The 22,607-nt window shown below is 63.4% G+C and carries 20 protein-coding genes; 11 read left to right on the forward strand and 9 right to left on the reverse strand.

The window, feature by feature from the left end; translation table 11 throughout:
• Positions 1-5: 5 nt before the first annotated feature.
• From M1D34_RS23825 to M1D34_RS23835, 3 genes are read right to left on the reverse strand one after another with little or no spacing between them, the layout of a single operon-like run.
• Positions 6-2,246, reverse strand: coding sequence for a xanthine dehydrogenase family protein molybdopterin-binding subunit (locus tag M1D34_RS23825; protein WP_498782592.1), 2,241 nt, complete (start codon positions 2,244-2,246; stop codon positions 6-8).
• Positions 2,246-2,743: a (2Fe-2S)-binding protein gene (locus tag M1D34_RS23830; protein WP_498782594.1), complete on the reverse strand. Its 498-nt coding sequence runs from the start codon at positions 2,741-2,743 to the stop codon at positions 2,246-2,248. The genes M1D34_RS23825 and M1D34_RS23830 overlap by 1 nt, the downstream gene beginning before the upstream one ends.
• A gap of 2 nt (positions 2,744-2,745) precedes the next feature.
• Complete coding sequence (locus M1D34_RS23835; RefSeq protein ID WP_498782596.1) at positions 2,746-4,134, reverse strand: c-type cytochrome; 1,389 nt, start codon at positions 4,132-4,134, stop codon at positions 2,746-2,748.
• Between the two features lie 142 nt (positions 4,135-4,276).
• Here M1D34_RS23835 and M1D34_RS23840 point away from each other — a divergent pair, with 142 nt between their 5' ends.
• Positions 4,277-4,450 (forward strand): hypothetical protein, encoded by a 174-nt coding sequence (locus tag M1D34_RS23840; RefSeq protein WP_003525846.1) that lies wholly within the window; start codon positions 4,277-4,279, stop codon positions 4,448-4,450.
• 27 nt (positions 4,451-4,477) lie between these two features.
• Positions 4,478-4,741, forward strand: coding sequence for a hypothetical protein (locus tag M1D34_RS23845; RefSeq protein WP_498782598.1), 264 nt, complete (start codon positions 4,478-4,480; stop codon positions 4,739-4,741).
• Positions 4,742-4,752: 11 nt separating this feature from the next.
• On the opposite strand, the gene M1D34_RS23850 is transcribed toward M1D34_RS23845, so the two are convergent.
• Together M1D34_RS23850 and M1D34_RS23855 are read right to left on the reverse strand one after the other, a co-directional pair.
• A complete protein-coding gene (locus M1D34_RS23850) occupies positions 4,753-5,343 on the reverse strand; it encodes an alpha-ketoglutarate-dependent dioxygenase AlkB (RefSeq protein ID WP_498782600.1) in 591 nt (196 codons plus the stop codon).
• An 83-nt stretch (positions 5,344-5,426) separates the two neighbouring features.
• Complete coding sequence (locus tag M1D34_RS23855; protein ID WP_498782602.1) at positions 5,427-5,990, reverse strand: metallophosphoesterase family protein; 564 nt, start codon at positions 5,988-5,990, stop codon at positions 5,427-5,429.
• Positions 5,991-6,091: 101 nt separating this feature from the next.
• Between M1D34_RS23855 and M1D34_RS23860 the strand changes: the two genes are divergently transcribed.
• The 3 genes from M1D34_RS23860 to M1D34_RS23870 are packed head-to-tail and all read left to right on the forward strand — an operon-like array spanning position 6,092 to position 9,931.
• Entirely contained in the window at positions 6,092-6,658 is a 567-nt protein-coding gene (locus M1D34_RS23860) for a (2Fe-2S)-binding protein (protein WP_498782604.1), read from the forward strand.
• On the forward strand, positions 6,655-7,638 hold the full coding sequence (locus tag M1D34_RS23865; RefSeq protein ID WP_498782606.1) for an FAD binding domain-containing protein: 984 nt from the start codon (positions 6,655-6,657) through the stop codon (positions 7,636-7,638). Before M1D34_RS23860 ends, M1D34_RS23865 begins: the two co-directional genes overlap by 4 nt.
• A 1-nt stretch (position 7,639) precedes the next feature.
• Positions 7,640-9,931 (forward strand): xanthine dehydrogenase family protein molybdopterin-binding subunit, encoded by a 2,292-nt coding sequence (locus M1D34_RS23870; protein WP_498782608.1) that lies wholly within the window; start codon positions 7,640-7,642, stop codon positions 9,929-9,931.
• A gap of 39 nt (positions 9,932-9,970) precedes the next feature.
• Here M1D34_RS23870 and M1D34_RS23875 read toward each other — a convergent pair whose 3' ends face one another.
• The gene (locus M1D34_RS23875; protein ID WP_498782610.1) at positions 9,971-11,299 is read right to left on the reverse strand and encodes a four-carbon acid sugar kinase family protein; all 1,329 of its coding nucleotides are present in this window, start codon (positions 11,297-11,299) and stop codon (positions 9,971-9,973) included.
• A 23-nt stretch (positions 11,300-11,322) separates the two neighbouring features.
• Entirely contained in the window at positions 11,323-12,579 is a 1,257-nt protein-coding gene (gene oiaX / locus M1D34_RS23880) for a 3-oxo-isoapionate-4-phosphate decarboxylase OiaX (protein ID WP_498782612.1), read from the reverse strand.
• Positions 12,580-12,718: 139 nt separating this feature from the next.
• Between oiaX and M1D34_RS23885 the strand changes: the two genes are divergently transcribed.
• The gene (locus M1D34_RS23885; RefSeq protein WP_498782614.1) at positions 12,719-13,432 is read left to right on the forward strand and encodes a transcriptional regulator NanR; all 714 of its coding nucleotides are present in this window, start codon (positions 12,719-12,721) and stop codon (positions 13,430-13,432) included.
• A 34-nt stretch (positions 13,433-13,466) separates the two neighbouring features.
• On the opposite strand, the gene M1D34_RS23890 is transcribed toward M1D34_RS23885, so the two are convergent.
• Both M1D34_RS23890 and M1D34_RS23895 read right to left on the reverse strand, forming a co-directional pair.
• A complete protein-coding gene (locus M1D34_RS23890) occupies positions 13,467-15,461 on the reverse strand; it encodes a glycosyltransferase family 2 protein (RefSeq protein ID WP_498782616.1) in 1,995 nt (664 codons plus the stop codon).
• The gene (locus M1D34_RS23895; protein ID WP_498782618.1) at positions 15,443-16,675 is read right to left on the reverse strand and encodes an HlyD family secretion protein; all 1,233 of its coding nucleotides are present in this window, start codon (positions 16,673-16,675) and stop codon (positions 15,443-15,445) included. The genes M1D34_RS23890 and M1D34_RS23895 overlap by 19 nt, the downstream gene beginning before the upstream one ends.
• A gap of 320 nt (positions 16,676-16,995) precedes the next feature.
• Between M1D34_RS23895 and M1D34_RS23900 the strand changes: the two genes are divergently transcribed.
• The 5 genes from M1D34_RS23900 to M1D34_RS23920 all read left to right on the forward strand — a co-directional run bounded on the left by M1D34_RS23900 (position 16,996) and on the right by M1D34_RS23920 (position 22,596).
• Positions 16,996-18,018 carry a sensor domain-containing diguanylate cyclase gene (locus M1D34_RS23900; protein ID WP_498782620.1) on the forward strand — a complete coding sequence of 341 codons (1,023 nt, stop codon included), beginning with the start codon at positions 16,996-16,998 and terminating at the stop codon, positions 18,016-18,018.
• Positions 18,019-18,034: 16 nt separating this feature from the next.
• Positions 18,035-19,036 (forward strand): NADPH:quinone reductase, encoded by a 1,002-nt coding sequence (locus M1D34_RS23905; protein ID WP_498782622.1) that lies wholly within the window; start codon positions 18,035-18,037, stop codon positions 19,034-19,036.
• Positions 19,037-19,413: 377 nt separating this feature from the next.
• Positions 19,414-20,133, forward strand: a complete 720-nt coding sequence (locus M1D34_RS23910) for an IclR family transcriptional regulator (protein WP_498782624.1) — start codon at positions 19,414-19,416, stop codon at positions 20,131-20,133.
• Position 20,134: 1 nt separating this feature from the next.
• Complete coding sequence (locus tag M1D34_RS23915) at positions 20,135-21,871, forward strand: hypothetical protein (RefSeq protein WP_498782626.1); 1,737 nt, start codon at positions 20,135-20,137, stop codon at positions 21,869-21,871.
• Complete coding sequence (locus M1D34_RS23920; RefSeq protein WP_498782628.1) at positions 21,868-22,596, forward strand: hypothetical protein; 729 nt, start codon at positions 21,868-21,870, stop codon at positions 22,594-22,596. The genes M1D34_RS23915 and M1D34_RS23920 overlap by 4 nt, the downstream gene beginning before the upstream one ends.
• Positions 22,597-22,607: the final 11 nt, after the last annotated feature.

Genomic DNA, 22,607 nt, shown 5'->3' on the forward strand with positions numbered 1-22,607 from the left:
TGCGATCACGCGCGCCCGACGGCGCTTCGAATCCGATCCCTGGTAAATGGCAGATCGTAAAGGCGCTTGCCGGTCGCATCCCTGATCGCATTGGCGACGGCTGCGGCGGCCGGGCCCTGGGCCGCCTCCCCGGTGCCGAGGAAAGGTTCCCCGGGACGCTCGACGATATGGACCTCCACGCTTTCCGGGACACTGGCGAAGCGCAGGATCGGATAGCTGGACCAATCGGTGCTGGTGATCCTGGTCCGGTCGAAGGCGACGGCCTCATAGAGCGTCCAGCTGATCGACTGCAAAATTCCGCCTTCGGTCTGATTGCGGATGCCGTCCGGGTTGACGATCTCGCCGCTGTCGATAGCGGAAACGGCGCGAATCACATGAACACGGCCCGTTTCGGGCTCGACATCCACCTCCATCGCCACCGCCAGATAGGCGGCAAGGTTCTTGTAGCGGGCGAAACCGAAGCCGCGTCCGCGGTTGCGGGGCATTTGCGCCTTGTCCCAGCCGAAGCGCTGCGCGGCCAGCTCGATGACGGCACGGGCTCGCGGGTCCTCCATATGGCGTAGCCGGAATTCGACCGGGTCTGCTTCGGCGATCAGCGCCAGCTCATCGATCGTGCTTTCGATCGCGAAGACATTGGCATAGGCGCCAAGCGCGCGAAGCGCCGATACGCGAAGCGGCATGTCTGCCAGGAAATGCCAGAGCACGCGCTTGTTCGGGATCACATAGAGCGGATTGGCATTTCGGTCGCCGTTGCCCGACGGGCTGATATTGAGCTTGGCAGGCTTCGGCTGGAAGGCTTCGGCCTTGTGGCGCGCCGCCAGGAGCGCACCGGCGCCGCCCGGGCGGGTGGAGTGGGTATTGCTCCAGAGGTCATAAGTCCAGCTGGCGATCCTGCCCTGATCGTCCAGTGCGGCGCTGATCTTCATGAGCATTGCAGGACCGTAGGGCTCCCAGCTGTGCTCCTGCTCCCGCATCCACTGGACCCGGATCGGCTTGCCCGGGAGTTTGCTGGCGATAAGGGCGGCATCCGCAGCCGCGTCATCGGCTCCATTGTGGCCGTAACAGCCCGACCCTTCCATATGGATGACGTGGACCTTGTCCTCGGGCATGGCCAGCATCTCGGCGATCGCCGCCCGATCGGGAAAGACACCCTGCGTGTGCGACCAGACCTCCAACGCCCCGTCCGACTTCATCTGCGCGACGGCGCAGGACGGACCGATCGAGCCATGTATCTGATAGGGCCGGCTAAACGTCGCCTCGAAGATCTTGCCATCAGACGAAAGCATGCCGGCCTCGGCGACCGTCCCCGCCTCGCTCTCGAGCCTCTGCAGTTCCGCCGGGAGGTCGGTCTGATCGGGAAGCGTCTCGTTTTCCTGCCACCGCGCGGCCGCCGCCAGCGCCCGCATGGCGTTCACAGCCTGGAACTCTTTCGAGGCCACCACCGCCAGGAAATTGCCGTCGCGCACGACCGAGAGGACGCCCGGCAGCGCCTCGGCGGCGCTCGCATCCACCTCCGAAAGTCTGGCAGCGGGGCTCGGCGGGCGCACGACGCGCGCATGCAGCATGCCTTCCAGGCGAAGATCATGAACATAGGCCGGCTGGCCCGTGACCTTACCCGGGATGTCGACGCGCGGCAGTGTTTTGCCCATCACGCGGAAAGTACCAGGCGGCTTCAATGCCGATTGCGGTTGAGCTTCCACGTGCAGCGTCTGCCCGGAAACGAGCTCGCCGTAGGTCGCCCGCCGTCCGTCTTTTGCCAGCACCGCCTTGTTTTCCGCCTTGAGTTCCGTCGCCGCCATGCCGAAGCGCCTGGCAGCTTCGGCCAGAAGCAGGGCCCGCACCTGGGCTGCAGCGTTCCTGATGGCGGTACCGCTGTTTTGCATCGATTGGCTGCCGGCCGTGAACCCTTCATTCGGGGTTCGGCCGGTGTCAGCCGTTATCAGCCGGATCTCCGCGGGGTCGACTTCGAGCTCCTCGGCGGCAACCTGCAACAGGGCCGTTCGAATGCCCTGCCCGAGTTCCGCCTTGCCGGTGAAGACCGTGACCGAATTGTCGGGATCGATGCGGATCCATGAATCGAGGAAACGCTCGTCGTCAAGGCTGCCCGGCAGGGACACGGGCGGAGCCGGCGGCATTGCCGGCGGAAGCTCCTGGGCAAATGAGCGGCCGAGCGAGAAACCGACGACAAGCCCGCCGGCACCTGTGATGACGCTGCGGCGGGTGATTTCTTCCTGAAGAATGCCCATCAGCCGGCCCTCCCCTGGTCAGTGGCAGGCAACGAGGCGGCCTGCATCAGTTCGCCGGCGCGCCGGATCGCCGCGAGAATCCGCATATGGGTGCCGCAACGACAAAGATTGGTCGCCAGCGCCTCGCGGATTTCCTCTTCGCTCGGCTGCGCGTTACGGCGCAAAAGCGCATGCGCGCTCATCATCATGCCCGGAATGCAATAGCCGCATTGCGCCGCCTGCAGCTCGATGAAAGCCTCCTGCAGCGGCCCCGGCTCGTCGATCGTTCCCAAACCCTCGATGGTGGTGATCTCCCGCCCTTCCAGCAGCATGATCGGTACCATGCAGGAAAGCACCGCCTCGCCATCGACGACGACGGTGCAGGAGCCGCACTGCCCAAGTCCGCAGCCGTATTTAGCCCCGTTGAGCGCCAGCTCGTCGCGCAGCACGTAAAGCAGCGGCGTCGCCGGGTCTGCGTCGATCTGATGCGAGCTGCCGTTAACCGTCAGCGATACCATCTTCAATCCTCCTCGGCGCCGACATGGTGCGGCGCCCTTTCAATGCCGTCAGAGGGCCGGACTGCCACCTTGTAGGTCCCGGAACGGGTTCTGGCCGTCTGCTCGAGGAGCCCCGCCCAGGGTGGCTCCTCCGAGAACCGCTCGCGCATGTAGGCAAGGAGATCGGCCACCTGCTGATCTTTGAGCAGATGGCGGAAAGCCGGCATCACTGCGCTCGCTTCTCCATCGGCCGGCGGAAGGCCGAACAGCACCACGTTGACGATGTTTTGCGGGTTCGGCGCATTGACGGCGGTGCTGAGTTCGAAATTCAGCCCCCCGAAGGGCTGGCGCCGTTCGCCCTCATGACAGCTTGCGCAGGCGGCAAGATAGATCGCCTCGCCCGGCTGGCCGCCTGACGCACTGACCGGTGAACGCTGGCTATCCGCCGCCTGCTCCGGGCGTTGCCCTTCAAAAGTCTCGCGCAACTGCGCCGCCCTTTGCTCGCGTTCCGGCGTCGGGGCGCCCATGATCGACCTGACATAGGTGGCGATCGCCGCGATATCGCTGTCCGGCAGGAAGGCGAGATTGCCCGTCACCTCGGCCATGGGTCCGCGCGAAACACCGTGGAATTCGTGCCAGCCGTTGCGAAGATAGAACGTGAGGCTTTGCTCGTCCCAGGGGATCGGCGCCTTCGACTCCGTGTTGATCGCATATGCCTGCCAGCCTTCCGCTTCGCCGCCGCCGAAGTGCCGGTCGCGGTCTTCGGCGCCGAATGGGTTGCGGGGCGTATGGCAGGCGCCACAGTGGCCGAGGCCCTCGGCAAGATAGCGCCCGCGGTTCCAGGCATCGCTCTGGCCGGGATCCGGCTCCCGCTCGCCGCGGTCGAGGAAAAGCAGCTTCCAGCCGGCAAGCAGAGGCCGGAACTTCAGGGGAAACGGAAGGTCGTTTTCCGGCGCCTGGGCTTTCACCGCAACACGCGTCATGAGGAAAGCATAGAGGGCGCGATTGTCGTCTGCCGAAACACGCGTGAAGTGTTCATAGGGGAACGCCGGATAGAGGTGACTTCCCTCCCGGTCGACACCTTCCCTCATGGCACGCTCGAATGCCGCCTCGCTCCAGCCGCCGATGCCCGTTTCGCGATCAGGCGTGATGTTGGTGGAGTAGATCGTGCCGAAGGGAGTGGGCAATGCAAGGCCGCCGGCAAATGCCGGTCTCCCCGGCACTGTGTGGCAGGCAATGCAATTGCCGAGCGCCGCCAGTTGGGCCCCCTTGGCGACTAACTCCGGAGCAAAGCGCGCCTCTGCCACCGCGGTGTCTTCGGGGATCGCCGAACGCCACGCAAATAGAAGGAACGCAGCGGCAGCCACAAAGATGACCGCCAGGATGCCGATCGCCACCCTCAAAGCTCGCATCTGGAATCTCCGCCGATAGCGGGAAACGCCGCAATCGCCGATGTGTTCCGAGCGGCTTTGATGTTTGCGCGACGTCAACGCTGCCCGGAACAGATGCGCGCGCCTGTGGTTACACAGCCAGCCAATCAGAGGAGTTCCGAAAATGAGCAAGACCAATGTCGAGCAAGCCCAGAAGGACGCGCAAAAACAGGCCGAGAACACGAGCGGCGGCGGCCATTTGGGCGGCACCTATTACGGCCAGGAGCCGGACGCCAAGACAGCGACGACGGTGAAAAAGAAGGGCGACAAGGCGAGGCCGAACGATGGCCGCAATTAGCTTTGCCGCGACCCGAGGGAGGTCTCGATGTCGATCTATCAGCGGCTTCCGGTAAGGCCCGTCCCGGGCGCCATGGTCGTGAAACTCTACCACTCCGGCGACGCGGTGCGGGGATATGTGCGAAAGGTCACCGATCCCTCCGAGGATGACGTCATCTTTCCCGGAGAAGAAATGGAGGCTGAGTCGGCCTTCAGGCTGGCGGCAAGCCACAGCGAAGGCTCGGTCCCGATCTACGTCGAGCTCGTCGAGGACGTCGAATGGGATCCGTCCTGGGGCACATTGACCGGCTGATATCGACAGAGTCACGCACGGCCGCCGGCGGCAATCCCTGAGCGCAGTTCCCGGAAGGTGACCGAATAGCGCAGGCGCTCTACCGGCGGGATGGAATGCTCCCATGCGGATCTCGCAGTGCCGGAGAGGAGATACGCCGAGCCCGGCTCGAGAATGACCGAGGTCCGCTCCCATTTGCCGGCCCGCTTTCGGCGCAGCCTGAATGTGCAGGAAGCGAGCAGCGATATCCCGACGACATCGCCGAACACCGCCTTGTCCCTGTGCCAGCCGATCGGAGCTCCTACATCGTATTCGGTGACCAGTGCCTGCTGGAGTCCCTCCGCCGGCAGTCCGGCAAAGTCGGCCGCCAGCTGCCTGAGCGGCAGAAGCAGCGGGGGAATGGCATCGATCTTCCGGACCGATTCGGTGTCGAAGTCGTACTTCCAGCCGAATGAAACCACGCGCCTCTTGCCCTCGTAGCCGTGAAAGTCGAAGGGCTTGAAGGAAAGCCCCGGCAGTGCCTCCAGAAGTGCCGCCTGGAGCTTCCGCGGAACGATACCCGCTTGGTAGCGGAAGCCCTCAGGCAGATTGCCGGGCGGGTTTCCGAATAGGTCTCCTTGCATTGAAGCACCTCGCATTGGACGCAGGCCCCTCACATCGAACAGCAATCGAGCCCGCACGTTCCGCAGCGCATAGCAGAAATGCTCTACCGCGCGGAGTGGGGGAGAATATCAACCAGACTGACCGGACGCAGGCCTCTCGCATCCACCCCCACATCGAACTGCCGTGGCATCGGCTTCAACCTGCCGTGGGAATGGCCGTGCAGGTTGATCGACTTCTTCCCCATCTGGTTCCAGGTCCGGAACGGATAATGGCATAGGACGAGCAGCCGCCCATCCACCATCAGCTCCGCGTAATGCTGCACGCTGTGCCAGCCGCTCGCCCCGGTCGTGTCGATCGGATCGTTGTTGCCCACGATCAGATGCTTGCGGCCGTTCAGCCGGGACAGCAGATCTTCGGCAAGCCCGGTTCGCTTTGCCGCGAAGTCGCCAAGGTGCCAGACGTCGTCCTGCGGCGAGACGGTTTCGTTCCACTTGGCGATCAGGGCGGCATCATGCTCAGCCATGTTGGAAAATGGACGGCGGTCGATGCGAAGCACACGCGGGTCGCCGTAATGCGTGTCGCCCGTGAAATAGATCATCTCGCCAATCGTTGTCCCTGCCCGGCCACCGCGGTCGTGCCGCACGCGAATAATCTTCGGAACATTCATCCGATTGCCGGGTTCTGGCAACCCCTGCCGCCTCGCGCGACTGACCTGCGCCGCTCCGGGCGCAAGATGCGGCGGCCGATGCAAATCGAGAGGGTGTGCTCATGCCATCTCCCCACCGAACGCCGAAGGCGGCACCCAACCCGCCTGCCGGATCAGCGCTGATCCTGCTGAAGATCAACGGCGTCGACCATTCTCTGTCGATCGACCCGCGCACGTCTCTGCTGGACGTTCTGCGCGAGCATTTGAGCCTTACCGGGCCCAAGAAGGGATGCAACCAGGGCGCCTGCGGGGCCTGCACGGTTCTGGTGGACGGTCAGCGCGTTCTGTCCTGCCTGTCGCTGGCGCTTCAGCTCGAAGGCCGGGAGATCACCACGATCGAAGGCATTGCCAACGGCGAGCTTCACCCGCTTCAGGCCGCATTCATAGAGCATGACGGTTTCCAATGCGGTTATTGCACGCCCGGACAGATCTGTTCGGCGATCGGAATGTTCCAAGAATTTCAAAATGGCTTGCCGAGCGCCGTGACCGGGGACATGGCCGCGGCCACGATCGAATTCTCGGATACCGAGATCAAGGAACGCATGAGCGGCAATCTCTGCCGCTGCGGGGCTTATGTCGGCATCTGCGAGGCGATCCACAGCGCATTCGACAGCGAGGTGGCGAAATGAAGAGCTTCGCCTATGCGAGAGCGGCTGATCTGGAAGCCGCGGTGCAGCTCCTCTCCAAGACGCCGAATGCGAAGCTCCTCGGCGGCGGCACCAACCTTGTCGACCTGATGCGCGAGAACATCGAACAACCGGACGCGCTGGTGGACGTGACCGGGCTGCCCCTGGACCGGATCGAGGAGCGACCGGACGGCGGCCTTGTTATCGGTGCTACGGTGAGGAACACGGCGGTCGCCGGCCATCCGGTCGTGCGGGACCGCTATCCGCTTCTGGCCCAGGCGATCGTGTTCGGGGCATCGGGCCAGATCCGCAACATGGCGACCGTTGCGGGCAACCTCATGCAACGGACGCGTTGCCTCTATTTCTACGACCACGCCGCGCGCTGCAACAAGCGTGCACCGGGAGCGGGATGCGATGCGATCGGGGGCTTCAATCGCATGCACGCGATCCTCGGAGCCTCGGACAGCTGCATCGCCACGCATCCGTCCGATATGTGCGTCGCCCTGGCGGCTCTCGATGCGAAGGTGAACGTCATCGGGCCCAGCGGCGCGCGTACGATTGCCTTCGAGGATTTCCACCGTTTGCCGGAGCATACACCCCATATCGAGACCGACCTGCAGCCCGGCGAACTCATCACCGGCATCGAGATCCCGCCGCTCGGCTTTGGCAGGCGCTCGCTCTACAGGAAGGTCCGGGACCGCGCGAGCTATGCTTTTGCCCTGGTCAGCGTGGCTGCCGCTCTGGAGGTCGACAGCGGCAAGGTCAGGAACGTCCGCCTTGCACTCGGCGGCGTGGCGCACAAGCCGTGGCGGGCTACCGAAGCCGAGCGCGTCCTGGCGGGAGCGAACGCTGGCGCGGAGAGCTTCAGACAGGCGGCGGAAGCCGAACTCGCGCCGGCAAGAGGCCTCGCCCATAACGAGTTCAAAATCGAGTTGGCGAAGCGCACGATCGTCGGTGTGTTGGGCGAGTTGGCGGGAGGATAAGATGAGCGTCCTGCAGAAACTTATGGAAACCGTCGTCCAGTTCATGCCCGACAAGGCGCCGGACCCGCTCATCCACAAACATGGTTACCTCGGCACGCCCGTCAGCCGCGTCGACGGGCAACGGAAGGTGAAAGGCGAAGCGCGCTTCGCCGCAGAATTCGAGATCGAAAATCTGGCTTATGCCGTTCCCGTCTGCAGCACGATCGCCAAGGGGCGGATCACCAGGATCGACGCCTCCGATGCCGAGAGGAGCCCAGGCGTAATAGCCACCGTCACTGCCCAAAACGCGCCGAAGATGAAACGGCCGCCGCTGATGGATGTAAGGCACATGGACAAGGGCTTCGCGGCCAGTGACCTGGCTGTTCTTCAGGACGGCGAGATCAGTTGGGATGGGCAGCCCGTCGCGGTTGTCGTTGCCGAAACGCTGGAACAGGCGGAGCATGCGGCTTCGCTCGTGCGCGTCGAATATGGTGAGAAAGCAGCGCGCGTCTCATTCGAGGATCTCAAGGCGGAAGCGACCGTGCCGTCCGCCGTCATGGGCGAAGATCCGGAACTCGCGATCGGCAACCCTGAGAAGGCTTTCGCGGCGGCCGCATTCAAGGTCGACAACGTCTATCGGACACCGCACTACAACCACAACGCCATAGAGCCGCATGCGGCGATCGCTGCCTGGGACGAAGACGGCAGGCTGACGGTTTTCGACTCGACCCAATTCGTAAACGGCTGCAAGCATGCACTCGCCGGCATGTTCGGCCTCAACGGGGGCGACGTGCGCGTCATCGCGCCATTCGTCGGCGGCGGCTTCGGGGGCAAGGCCGCCTTGTGGAACCACACTGCGCTCTGTGCGGCGGCGGCCAAAGTGGCTAATCGCCCCGTCAAGATGGCGCTCTCGCGCGAGGACGTTTTCCGCCTCATCGGCGGCCGCACACCTTCGGAACAGCGCGTTGCGCTCGGCGCCGACGAGGATGGAAAATTCGTGGCGATCATTCACACAGGGGTGACCGCGACGACGACCCACGCCAAGTTCCCCGAACAATTTTCATTAACTCCGCGGCATCTCTACGCGTCGCGGACAATGTCCGTCGGTCAGAAGGTCGTCAATCTCGACACCGTCGCCAACACATGGATGCGTGCGCCGGGGGAATCGATCGGCACTTTCGCTTTGGAATCGGCCATAGACGAACTCGCCTACGCGATGAAGATCGATCCGGTCGAACTTCGCCGCTTGAACGAGCCCGAAAAGGATCCGACGAAAGGCACGGAATTTTCGAGCCGTCATCTCGTCGAAGCCTATCGGCGCGGCGCGGAAAAGTTCGGCTGGAGCGGGCGGCCGGCCGAACCGTGTTCGCAGCGCGATGGAAAGTGGCTGATCGGGCAAGGCGTGGCGACGGCCTATTACCCGGTCTTCCGCTTTCCCGCCGCAGTTCGCCTTCGCATTTCCGCCGATGGCAGCGCACTCGTGCAAGCGGCGGCGAACGAAATGGGCATGGGAACGGCAACGGTGCAGATTCAGCACGCAGCCGACCGTCTCGGCCTGCCACTCGAGATGGTTTCATTCCGCTATGGGGACTCCGCGCTGCCGGATTCGCCGATCATCGCCGGCGGCTCGAGCCAGACGGGCAGCATCGCCGCGGCGGTGCAGGTGGCCGTCGAAAAGGCCCATCGCGAACTCGTCAAACTCGCGGGTAATGGCTCGCCGTTGGCAGGCGCAAACGTAGAGATCGAGGCGCGTGACGGCGGGCTCTTCCTGTCCGGCGAGGAAAGCAAAGGCGAGACCTACGCCTCGATCCTGAAGCGCGCTGGCCGTGATTTCATTGAAGTAGAAGAGACTTCGGGAATGCCGTTCGAGGTGATGAAGTACTCCATGGCCTCCTACGGCGCGCAATTCTGCGAAGCTCGCGTGAACCGGGAATCGGGCGAAGTGCGGATCTCGCGCTGGCTCGGCTCCTTCGATTGCGGCCGGGTCCTCAATCCGAAAACGGCCGTCAGCCAGCTTCGCGGCGGGATCGTCATGGGGATCGGCATGGCTCTCGCGGAGGAAACCCTGCTCGACACGCGCCGCGGGCGGATCATGAATCCGTCACTCGCCGAATACCATGTCCCGGTGCATCTCGACGTGCCGCATATCGAGGTCATCTACAACGACATTCCCGACGAGCATACACCGCTTGGCGCACACGGGGTCGGGGAAATCGGCATAACGGGCGCGGCGGCGGCAATTGCGAATGCCATCTTTCACGCGACCGGAAAACGCATTCGCGATCTGCCGATAACGCTCGACAAGCTGCTGTGAGAGTGGTTTCAGAGCTACGCACTCTTGCTCGGAAGCGCCTTAGCCCCGTCCATCCCGGATCATTGAAAAATAGTCGTCGAGGCCGACCTGACCGCCCTTCAGAGCGACTTCCATGCCGTCCACCCTCGGATCGGCGCTATGTGCGGTGCAGAGCGGGGATCCCGGCGACTGCGGAAGCGGCAGCCGCAATGTAAGCGCGTCGACAGAAAGCTGGCCAAGGGCGTGGCTCGACGTATCTCCCCCGGCGATGACAGCGCGGCGGAGGGCGGCGCGCGTCACCAGCTCTCTCAGCAGCGATCCGAGCCGTTCGCCGATCCGGTGGCGCGAGCCGTCCTCCAGAGGAATGGCATCGCCCCGATCGGCAGAGGGGCCGAGTGCGGTATAAAGAATGACGCTCCGGCCCTTCTCCAGAGAGGCAAGCCCGCGCGCGACCGCATCCTCGAGTGCCGAGCCGGCATCCGTCGCCGCGAGTGCGACTGCATCGAGCGCGATCCCGTCGAAACCGTTCTCCATCGCATGACGGATTTGCCGCTCCGTCGTCGGAGAGACGCTGCCTGAAACCACCGCGATCCGGCCGACCGGCCCAGGCGGCGCGAATGCCGGCACTTCGCCGATCAGGCCCAGGCGACGCCATTCGCGAACGAGTGCATATTCGACGCCGGACGAGCCGCAGACGAATTGCCCTTCGGCCGTTCGCGTCCGCCAGAGCTGTCGCCCGACGACGGCTTGGCTCCCCTCATCCGCAACATCGAGAAGGACGAGCTGGTGATCCGCGAAAGCCCTGTCGGCGAACGCGTCCACGTCCGACGACGCGAGTTGCACGAGGTCTACAAGAGCCGCACTGAGCGATGTCTGACTCGAAAGGTGAAGGCGGATATCCGCCTCGTTCATCGGGGTTACCGGATGCCTGCTCATCACCGGATGGCGATCGATGCGGTAGGTTTCGCCGCGAAAGGCGGCGAACAGATTGCCGAAGGCGGTGTAGCGGCGTATCTGCGGTGCACCGATGACCAGCGGTATCGGTGCGGCGCCGAAGACATCCCGCCCGATCTCGATCGCCTTGCCAATGTTGCCGACACCGGGGCTCGAATCGAAAGTCGAGCAGACCTTGTAATGGGCGATCTCCGCCTTCAGCGCCTTCAGCCACAAAAAGGCCGGCGGAAGGTTTTTCGCCATCCAGCCCGGCGTCTGACTGCGGCTGGTGCCCGCGAGCCCGAAGGCGCGGCAATGGACGAAGCGCTCGAAGAGCGAAGGCTCGGGCACCTTGAGAAACAACGCGGTTTCGACGCCCTGAGAGGAGAGTGCCTCCATCACGTCGGTCGAGCCGGTCAGATCGTCGCCGTAGTAGCTGAGCAAGGGAGTGTGCATCGGGGTCTCCGGTCGCGCTGAAGTCAGGCGCCCTTGCGGTCGGCGAATTTTTCGAGCGCTTGCGCCAGTTCGGGGTGATCCCTGGCATAATCCGCCAGCGGGATCCCGGCGACCGCCGCCTCCCAGGCCTGACCTACGGCCCTGACGCCGGCGCCGGGTCCGCTCGGATGGCTGACGATGCCGCCGCCGCAGAGATAGAGCAGATCGGTCGTATGCCCGGTGCGTGCATAGGTCTCGGGCGCCTGTCCGCCCCACTGGCCCGACCCCACGACCGGCAGCGGACAATCCTCCTTGGAAAAGAGGGGCGTGCTCACCGCCTCGAAGGATTTCACGAAGCTCTCGTCAGGCTCCCAGTATTTGACGCGGATGCCGTTGATCTGGAACTGATCTACCCCGAGGAGGCGCCAGAACTGCTGCCAGACCGAAAACTCCATTCCCAAGCCGCCATGACGCGTGAGAATGTCCCAGCCGTTGCGATGGGCGTGGAGCACGAGGCCGGAGCGCTTGCGCAGGAAGGCGACGCCGCCCATTCCGACGGAATTGATGTTGACGACCGCCGCATTGCCGCCGGCCGCGACCACCACATCGTGGTTGCGCATCATCTCGTCCGGGTCGGTATGGGATATACCGAAGGCATACATCACCTTCTTGCCGGTCTTCTGCTCGTGGTCGAGGATTCTCGGCATGATGGCTGCAATCCGCACACTCAGCGGCGAATAGGCCGGGCTCATCAGCTTCTCGTCATCCTTGATGAAATCCACCCCGGAGGAAAGCAGGTCGCCGACGAGCACCGCCGTTTCCTCGGGCCGCAAACCCAGCGCCGGCTTGACGATCGTGCCGATGATCGGACGGCCTTCGACACCGGTCAGGCGCCGGCTGCCGGCGACACCGAACTGCGGACCCGGATGCGCCGCCGCGAACTCCGGCGGCAGCTTCATATCGACGATGCGGATGCCGGTCATTCCCTTGATGGAATAGACGCCGCCGATCGCAATGGTCATCAAGGCGGAAAGATCCGTTCCCACCGCATCGAGCGGAAAGGCAATCTCCGCATCGGCCCGGTTGAAACGCGTGGCGCTTCCCGCCTCGTCCGGCCATGAGGCCCGATCGGCGGGTTCGAGGTGGCGGATAGCGACTACGCGCGCGGCTGCCCGCGCCTTCAGCTCTTCGGTTTCGCCCGGCACCGGCACGAACGTTCCCGTCGACTGGTCGCTTGCGATCTTCTTCGCCAGGACTTCGACATCCCCCGGGGTCTCGATGCGGTAGGTGATGCGTATCACGGGCAGCGCTCTTTTGTGTTGGATTCAGTAGCTTGTTTCGGCCAACTGGTATAATGAGTATCTGAGTTAGGCAAGAGAAATCTCGCCTGCCGGAAGAAACCTGCCTATAGAGAATGAGGCGCAAGCTGCTGGAGTTCACATGGTCATGCAATCCGAGCCCATCATCCGCAGGAAACTTTCCGACGAGGTATTTGCGCGGCTGAAGGCGTTGATCGAGACCGGCGAGCTGCAACCGGGAGACGAAATGCCCTCCGAGCGGATGCTGATGGAGCGCTTCCAGGTGGGCCGCCCGGCCATTCGCGAGGCGATGCAGGCGCTTGCCAATATGGGGCTGATCGAGATTTCGCATGGCGAGCGGGCCAAGGTGCTGCAGCCGACGGCCCGGTCCCTTCTTCGGCAGGTGGATGCCGCCGCCAAGATCATGCTTTCGGCCTCCTCGGATTCGCTGGAACACCTGAAGAGCGCGCGCATCTTCTTTGAACGCGGCATGGCGCGGGAGGCGGCAAGCCGAGCCGATGCCGCCGATATCGCGGCGCTGGAGGAAACCTTGAAGCGTCAGCAGGCGGCACTTGAGGATTCCGATGCCTTCATCGCCGCCGACATGGCGTTCCACGCCCGCATTGCTCAGATTTCCGGCAATCCGATATATACCGCCGTCAGCGAGGCGATGCTCGGCTGGCTCAAAGAGTATCATACGGAAATGCTTATCTGGACCGGCCGGGAGAACGTGACCCTCACGGAACACGAGGAAATCATCGATTGTATCCGCCGTGGCGATCCGGACGAAGCCGAGCAGGCGATGATCAGACACCTCGAGCGTTCCCGCACGCTCTATGCCCCGAAGGGCAGGTAGACGGAGGTATCCCGCCCAACCTGCAGACTGCTGATCAGGCGGTTCGCGTGCGACCGAAAGCGCGCAACAGCAAATTCACTGAAACGGCGATCTTGTCGATATCGGGAACGTCCCGGGAATAGCGCCCGGTGTAGAGCTTGATGATCATCTTGTCCCGCTCGAATCCACGCAGGTCGTAGTGAAGATGAAGGTAGTAACGCTGCTTGTCGCCGGTGCGCGTGATGTCCCCGCGCCGCTGTGTCACCTGCTTCAGATCCGCTTCGAGCGGCGCGAAACCGTCGATGTTCAGCCTGACCTTGGTCGATTTGAACCGCGTTTCCGTCGAAACCGCCACCACCGCCTTGTCCAGCGAGAGGCTCACGAGCCGGCCTTCGACACCGTCCACATCCGCCGGTTCGTCGAGCTTGAACGCCTGCAGCAGGCGCCGCGGCTTCTCGAAGCAGATAAGCGAGGCGATGATCAGCACCACGATGTTGATGCCCGACCAAAGCGCCGCGATCGCCGAGAACGACCCCTCTACCCGCGCCGTCTCCGGAACGATGTTGATCAGGAGGCCCAACGCGGTAACCACGATGAAGCCGGCAATCCAGGTGAAGGTATAGGCGTCGAAGACATTCTCCTCGTTGCTGCTGCCCTTCGGGGTCACCTTGAAGGGCTTGCCGAAGGGCCTGACCAGGCTCGATAGGACGGTCGGCAGCATGCGGAAGGTCGAGAAGGTACCGACGGCGGTGGAGACCAGCGGAAGGTAGCGCGTCGGCGTGAGCCAGAACATCAGCAGAAAATAGGCCGCGAGCAAGGGCACCTGGTTCGAGACGTAGTCGGCGACATCGGTGAAGTAGAGCGGCAGGGCGCCGAACCACAGATAGACGATGGGAATGAGAAGCACGATGAAACGGACCAGATATTGCACGAGCCACGACATCGGCAGGAACATGACGCGCTGAAAGAGCGAGAGGCCGGGCCCGCGCAAGGGGCCGTTGTGCAGGTAGAGCGTCTGGATACCGCCTTGGCACCAGCGCTCGCGCTGGACGAAATAGCCGGTGAGGTTCTCGGCCGCCAGCCCCATCGAAAGCCGCTCGTTGAGATAGCGCGTCTTGAACCCCCTGTTGAGCATCGACAGCGTCGTCAGCAGATCCTCGGTGATCGACTCCGTCGGAAAACCGCCGATGGCGTCTACCGCCTTGCGCCTTGCGATCGAACAGGAGCCGCAGCAGAAGCTGACGTCCCAGCCGTCGCGGCTCGGGGCGATCTCGTCGAAAAACAAGCGTTGCTCATCCGGCCATAGGTTCTCCAGTCCGAGATTGGACTGGATCGGATCGACGTTGAAGAAGTGCTGCGGCGTCTGCACGATGCCGATCGTCTCGTCCATGAAGAAGGGCAAGGTGCGCCGGAGGAAACCGCGATAGGGCACGAAATCGGCATCGAAGACTGCGATGAAATCGCCTGAGCTGACGCGCAATCCGTTGTTCATGTTCCCGGCCTTGGCATGCGCGTTGTCGGTGCGCGTCACATGGATCGCCCCTCGCCCCTCGCAGTAGGTCCTGAGCCAGTCGCGCCGGCCGTCGTCGAGCACATAGACCGTCAGCTTGTCCTTGGGATGATCGAGCGCAAGCGCTCCGACGATCGTCCGTTCGAGAACGTCGAGCGGCTCGTTATAGGTTGGTATGAAGACGTCGACCGTGGGGAGCTCCCGTTCATCTCGCTCAAAAAACTGCCGCTGGAGCCGATCCCCCTCGGCGCTGCGGTCAACGTAGCGGCTCATCAGAATGAGGAAGAGCACGACCTCCGAAAAGGCGAGGAACTCGACGATGAACACGAACCAGACCCAATAGAAATTGGCGCCGTCGTTCGGATAGGGGAGAACGGTTTCGGCGAAGCGCCATATCAGGTAACGCAGCGCGATGGCAGCGACGAACGCGCAGGTGACAGCGCGCGACCAACTCCTGTGGCGCGACCAGTTGAACGGTCCGAGGAGAAAAAAGGCGATGACGAATAAGGTCGGCGCCAGCGCTAGAAGAGACTGAACCACAAGCTTTGAACCCACTGCGCCAGGTGAAGGCTGCGCTTGGAGAAACGAACCTGCGCCGTTCGCCCAACCTGACAGAAATTTGCAAAATCGGTGTTGAGTGCCGACGGAGCGAGCGTGACGCGGATGCGGGCATTTCGCTCCTCTGTCTCCGGCTCGTTGGCGGCCAGCGTGTCCTTTTCCACGACCGCGGACGATCCCCTGACGGCCTGTACGCGACCCCGGAAGACATCTCCGCGACCGAAGAGCCGGACCTCCGCCTCGCGGCCGGGGTAGATCTCGTCATAATCGACCTCAGGAACCAGAATATCGACGAACAGCTCGCGGCAATCGAGGATGCGCATCATCTCGTTGTTCAGAACGACATTGGAACCGCTGACGACATTACGGCTCCACACGACACCATCGAAGGGCGACGGGATCGTCGCGGCTTCGAGACTGAGAACCCGCCTCTCCTCCTCGGCCATCTGCTGGTCCGTCTGTTTTGCCCGTGCCTCGTTCTCCGCGATTCGCGTATTGAGATCGTGGATACGGACGATCACCTCGTCCTGGCGCTGCCTGGAATACGGCACGTCGTTCTGGCCATCGCCGACGATGAATATGCCCTGACGCACGGCGTCGAGGCGTTGCTGCAGCAATTCCACGGTCAAATTGCTGATCTCGAGCTCGCCGCCGGCGGCCGCACCGGCGGCTTCCGCCGCCTCCACCATCTTGCGGGTGAAAATCCCCTTGGACTCGAGGTCCTGCCGCCGGACGAGGTCGACCCTTGCCACGACGTCGTGCGCGCGCGAAACCTCGACCCTTTTCTGCAGAATCTGGACCTCGCGCTCCAGGCTGGCGATGGTCGCGTTCCTGAAGATATCGAGCCGCCCGGCAAGATCATCCCGCAGCCGCGCGAGTTCATCCCGCTCCCGCCGCAGCGCCGCGACGCGCTCGACGGCGGTTCGATGATCGGTGCGCAGCGACGCCAGGATCGCCCTGTTGACCCGCTGGTTGCGGATCGTCGCAAGCGTTTCACCCTCTGCCACCGGCGTTCCGATTCGAGGCGCCGGTTTCTCGATTTCGCCGTCGATCGGCGCATTTATGACGGCAAGGCGTGCGTTTACCGTCCCATCCAGACTGCTGTAGCCAGTCAACCCCGGCAGCAGGACGGCAATTGCAAGCGCCAGGAGGAGAATACCGACGGTGATACGTGTGAGCCGATGATTGAGGATCATGTTCAATTACTCACTGAGGACAGCCGGTTCGGCTGGTGCGCTGCCGCAACTATTCCGATGCCGGTGCCCGGACTCGAGCCCGCCTCGCCGCGTCCTGTCACGATTGAATGGTATTCTTTGCTGAGCAACCCTCAAATTTGCATGTTTCGGTGGTGAACTGCGCAAAACTTCGGCGCGCGACGGAGAGTACCCGCATTACTCTAAGGTTTAAGGATAGCGCGCCGACGTTTTTCTGCGATAGGTCGGAAGGCCGCTGAGCTTCGCCCTCGCAAGGGTCGGGTCGCCCGGATCGCCATCTTTCACGAACGACGGAGATAGAAATGGGACAGGCCGTACGAATCCCCACGAACGAGCGTCAAAGGTTGCTCGCAGTCCGTTCGCTCAATTCAATCGGCAGCGCTCCCACGCCCGAACTCGCGACCTTGGCCGAGCTTGCCGAAGGTATCTTCGACGTTTCCTACGCCGCCATCAACATCATCGATGAAGACTGGCAGCGGATCGCCGGTCAGGCGGGCTTGAGGATCGGCGAATGCTCGCGCGAGATGTCCATATGCACGCGGGTCGTCTTGGCAGACGAACTCCTTATTATCCCGGACCTAGCGGAAGACCGTGAACTGAAGACGAGACCATATGTGGTCGGAAGCCCGCACTTCCGCTTTTACGCCGGCGCACCCGTCTATCTTGAGAACCTGCCCGTCGGCAGCTTCTGCATCCTCGATGTCCGGCCCAGGCATCTTTCCGACGGGCAGGCGCAGAACCTGCGCCGATTTGCGGCGGTCGCCAGTGCGCTTTTGAGCCTGCAGAAGGCGAATCTCGTGATGGGGCTCGCCCATAACCAATTACAGAATGCGGCCATCACCGATCCGTTGACGGGCCTATTCAACCGCTCGGCCCTGTCGTCGATCGTCGACGGGGCTCTCCACAACGCGATCGCCGCGGGTCAGACCTTCGGCGCTCTTTATCTCGACATGGATGGTTTCAAGGCGATCAACGACGAGCTTGGCCATCACGCCGGCGACGAGGTTTTGTACGAAGCCGCCAACCGAATTCGCTCCGTCATCAGAGCGGGCGATATCGCGATCCGCATGGGCGGCGACGAATTCGCCGTTTTCATTCCAAATCCGCCCAACGCACCGGCCCTGGCAGCGGTCTCGAAGCGGCTGCTCGCGGCCTTTCGCGAACCCTTTCAGGTCGACGGCAAGGCCGTCCTTGCACGCATCAGCATAGGCGGCGCCCTCGCCCCGCCCAATGGGCGACGAGCGGAGCTGTTGAACAGCTGCGACAAGGCTCTCTACTCGGCAAAGCGTGACGGCCGCGACCGATTCGTCATCCTCGACGCCTGACCGAAAGGCCACGACAATGAGAGCTGCATGGTACGAGAAGAATGGCGCCGCCCGCGATGTCCTTGAGGTCGGCAGCCTTCCCGAGCCTATCCCCGGCCCCGGAGAGGTCCGCGTCCGCATATATGCGTCCGGCGTCAATCCGTCCGATGTGAAGGCGCGGGCGGGACGGCCGCTCATTCCGCCGCGAATGATCCCGCACAGTGATGGCGCAGGCATTATCGACGCCGTAGGAACGGGCGTCGCAGGCGAGCGCATCGGCGAGCGGGTATGGACCTGGAATGCAGCCTGGCGACGTTCGAGCGGTACGGCTGCCGAATATGTCGTCCTTCCACAGGATCAGGCGGTTCACCTGCCCGACAGCGTATCTTTCGAGGAGGGCGCCTGCCTCGGCATTCCGGCGCTGACGGCACTTCGCGCGGTAACCATGGACGGAGCCGTATTTGGAAAAACCGTGCTGGTGACCGGAGGCGCGGGCGCAGTCGGCGCTTACGCCGTTCAGTTCGCGAGACTCTATGGCGCGGCACGCATCATGACGACCGTCAGTTCGACGGAAAAGGCCGAGATCTGCACGCAGCTGGGAGCCGACCACACGATCAACTACAGAACGGAAGATGTCGTCGACCGGATAAGGGGCATCACCGACGGGCGCGGTGTCGACCGAGTCATAGAGGTGGACGCCGCCACGAATGTCGAGATGCTGCCAGGCATCATAGCGCGTGACGGTCTTTGCGTGATCTACGGCTCCAGCAAGCCTGAAATCTCATTCGAGTTCTTGCCGATGATACTCGCCGGCGCTGCGGCGCGGTTCTTCATCGTCTATGAGATGTCGCCCGAAGCGCGCACCGAGACCGTCGGCGCGCTTCAAGGGCAGCTCGCATCCGGGCTTCTCAAGCATCACATCGCCGAAACATACGCGCTGGACGACATCGCGGCCGCTCACGAGTCGGTCGAAAGCGGGAAGCCTGTTGGTAACGTCGTCATTACTCTCGCCCCAGTAGGCCGCGACAAGGCCCGATGAAAACCACGGCCCCGGAGACCGGGTGGTGCGTCCGGATCGGGGCTGACGTCCGAACCGTTCGGCTCAGACCTGAGTGGATATAATCGTGGAAGTGCTCTGAGAGTCTCTCGCCTACAATTCTTAAACTTGGCGCATTGGGTCGCGGCCGGCAATTGAGCCTGGGCGCGACATTGGCTCGTCCGCGACGATGCTAGCTTCGCAGTTCAGGCCGCTGAACGGCTTTCGATTTTTCTGTTCATGAAGCGAGCGCCAATTCGGCGCGAAAAAATCCACGTCGATCGCGCAGAACGAGGTTGACAGAGGGCAAATCTATGTCCAACATATATATACGCTGTCTTCTAATAGAAGACAAGAGGCTTTATGGAATTTTTGTAAAAATGTCGGTTCGCCCCTTATCATCGGTGCTCAAGTCCCTCGCAGCATTCGAGTGTATCGCCGCGGCACCGGAGCCGTTGCGCCTCGTCGACATCGCGCGCCAACTCGGCGAAGCGCGGGGTGCAGCCCATCAGCGCCTCGTCACTCTGGTGGAAGCCGGATGGATCGAGCAGACGCCCGACGGCCGCTATCGTTTGACGCTTCGCATCGTCGGGCATGCGGCGATGGCGCTCGAACAATCCAACCTCGGTGTGCGCTTTGCCGGCGTCCTGGAAGAGATGGTCACGGAGAGCGGTGAGACCGCCTCGCTCGCCGTTCTCGATGGAAAATCCGCCGTCATCGTTCGGCGGGTGGAGTCACGCGGCCTCCTTCGCGCGGACCTTAGGATCGGAACGCAGCTCCGTCTCGATCGCACCGCCTTCGGTCGGGTGCTCGTATCGTTCTCGCGTCCGGAAATAGTCGACCGGCTGAGGGCGCAGAGCGTCGAACTGCCGGATGACGAGACCATCGCCGAGGTGCGCAAGTGCGGCTACGCCATTTCGGAGGTCGAGGGGCCACGGACCGTATCGGCCGTCGCCGCCCCGATCATCGATGCGCAGGGCGAATGCATCGGCGCGCTGGCGCTTTCCGGCCCGTTCACAGGATTCGATACTGACAAGTGCGCCCGGATCGTCGTCGCAGCAGCGGCGGCAAGCGCCGCGCGCCTGCGAGGAGAACAATGAAATGAGCGCCGTGAAGAAACCCGCGCCGGAGTCGGAGGCTCACCGCATCGCGCGGCTGATGCGTTCGCCGGCCGATATCATGAAGCCCGAAAGGCTCGCCGCCATCCAGCCTTCGCGCATCAGCGCCTCGCGCGCGCTGATGAGCCGCGCCGTCCGGCAGCGCTGGCAGATCCTGTGCAAGCGCTTCGACATCGATGCCAAGGGCAAGGGCGTCGCCGAATACAGCATCGACATCGGTGGCTGGCGCTTCAGCTTTCCCGTTTATTCATTCGAGCCCTCGCCGCACGGTCGTACGGGCCGCATCATCGGTCGGGCCTGGGATATGATGGGCGCCCTAGTTGAAGGCGTCATGAGCGAGCGGGATTTCGAAACGACACGGACTGAACTTCCGAAGCTCTACGCGGGCCGCGCCACCCCCGGAACGCTGATCTGGTGCCGCTCCAACCGCAGCGGCCGGTTCTTCGAAGGCGCGAAGGGGGCGCTCCAGGCCGACCGCCAGCCCAACGTCGCCGAGCTCGCCCAGACCTGCTATCTGATGCGCAATACCGGCCTCGACGGCAACGGTACCTTCGGGACCAAATCCTTCCTCGCCTATGAGGGCGATCACCCGCTCCGCTGGTCGCTGGCCGCCCAGATGCTCTGCGCCTATATGATGCGCGTCTTCGCCCAGGATCTCCTTGCCCATCTCGTCCGGCTCGAAGCCCCTGCGGCCCCGCAGATGGCAATCGAGCTTCGCCGCTTCCTCGGGGTCGGCAACGGCTCGGCGCTTGGCCTGATGCTCTTCGTCAACAACCACCCGCGCCTGATCGAGCGCTGGCTGTTCATCCGCGAGGAGGCGATCGCACGTGCCAAGGCGCTCACACCGGACGAAGCGGGCTCGGAGATCGCCAAGCTGCTGAGCCTTGTCGACAAGGCGATAACCTTCCGGTCCGAGGACCGCGTGCAGTACGAAAACGTCACGCGCTCCGACGTCGTGGCGCGGGAACTCGGCATTGTCCGCGACGCCGTGGCGAAATTGCTGGACCGCTGGCAGAGCGGCAGCCGTCTCGAAAGCGAGCCCTTTGCCGAACTTGCCGCATCCCTCGAGTGCCGCATCCATGCGGAAGCCATGGAAACCCTCCATTCCCTCCTCATAGAGCTCGTTGCCGAACAGGCCGACCAGCTCGTCGAGGGCCTGGTCATCGATGAAGAGCTGACGGGCCGGCCGGAAATGCCGGTCGCCCGGCTGCGCGAGATCCTGAGAAATGACTACGCCTGGGCTTTCGCACTCGATCTCGATATCGAGTCCGCAAAGCGATACGTCTGGTACAAATCTGTTTCCGCCGAGGAGCCGCGCCGCGGCCCCGCTGCGGAAGTCGGCGAGAATGTCATCAATCTCGGCCTCGACCTGCCACGGCTCGTGGTTGCCCTCGACCGCGACCTCGCCGCCGCCGATCCGACCCTCAGCACTGCCCGCTTCCTGCTTGCACATCCCGAACACCGGGCGATCGCCACGCGCGTGCAGGCGCTTGCCGGCACCAGCCTCCACTCGCCGCATGCCGACATCATGAGCGGCGCCTTCACCCCCGCCCATATCACCCGCCTTCTCAATGTCGGCATCCACGGCATCGACAAGACCCGCGATTTCCTCGACCGCAACCTGCGCGGCGTTCTGTTCCACGGCGCGCCCGTTCCGGAAGACATTGCCGCCGGCAGCGCCGACGACCTGTGGTTCTACCCTTCGGAGCCGTGCCTATGAGTTCCTGCCAGTCCAACCTTCCTTCGACCCTCACCGTCAGCCTTCGCGAACTGCGGATGGTGTTGGAGCGGCTGATACAGGTCACGCGGCTCGACGCGGGTCTCGTGCCCTCGCTCAGGGATTGCGCCCTTTATTCCGCAGCGCTCGGCCTCGGCGGCTTCGCCCGGCTGGCTCACAACCTCGAGGCGGTGCGATCGGCAAATCCGCATGCGCTGAGACTGACAGCGGACGGCGAGCGCCTAATTGTCGACTGCGGCGGGCAGCACGCATGGATCGCCGCCGATGCGGTGCTCGATCTCGCAGCAGAGCGTCTGCGCACGCAGGGCTCGGGGACGATTACGGTCCGTAGCGCCACCCAGATCGGTGAACTGAGAGTCGTCGAGGCTCTTGCGCAGCGTTTTGGACTGCAGGCTGAGGTCGCCATCGACGAGACTGCCGGCTCTGCCGAGATCGTCGTTTCGCCCGCCGCGAAGGGAATGGATGTGACGGTTCTCGAAGGAATCCGGCGCGACGGGCTGACCGTCGATGCGGCTCTCTGGTGGCAGCTGTTCCACCAATCCGCCGAAGCGCTCGCGCCCGATTCCTACGTGTCGCGCCGCCACGCCGGCCCGATCATCGTCGAGGCCGACGGCAAGGTCATCGGTCGGCAGGACGAGGACGAGACGGACCTCTCCCTGCTCATTGCCGGCGCCGCAGAGCACGGCACGACGGCAATCAATAACTGAGATGGAACGAC

The organism is Ensifer sp. D2-11, from assembly GCF_054161295.1.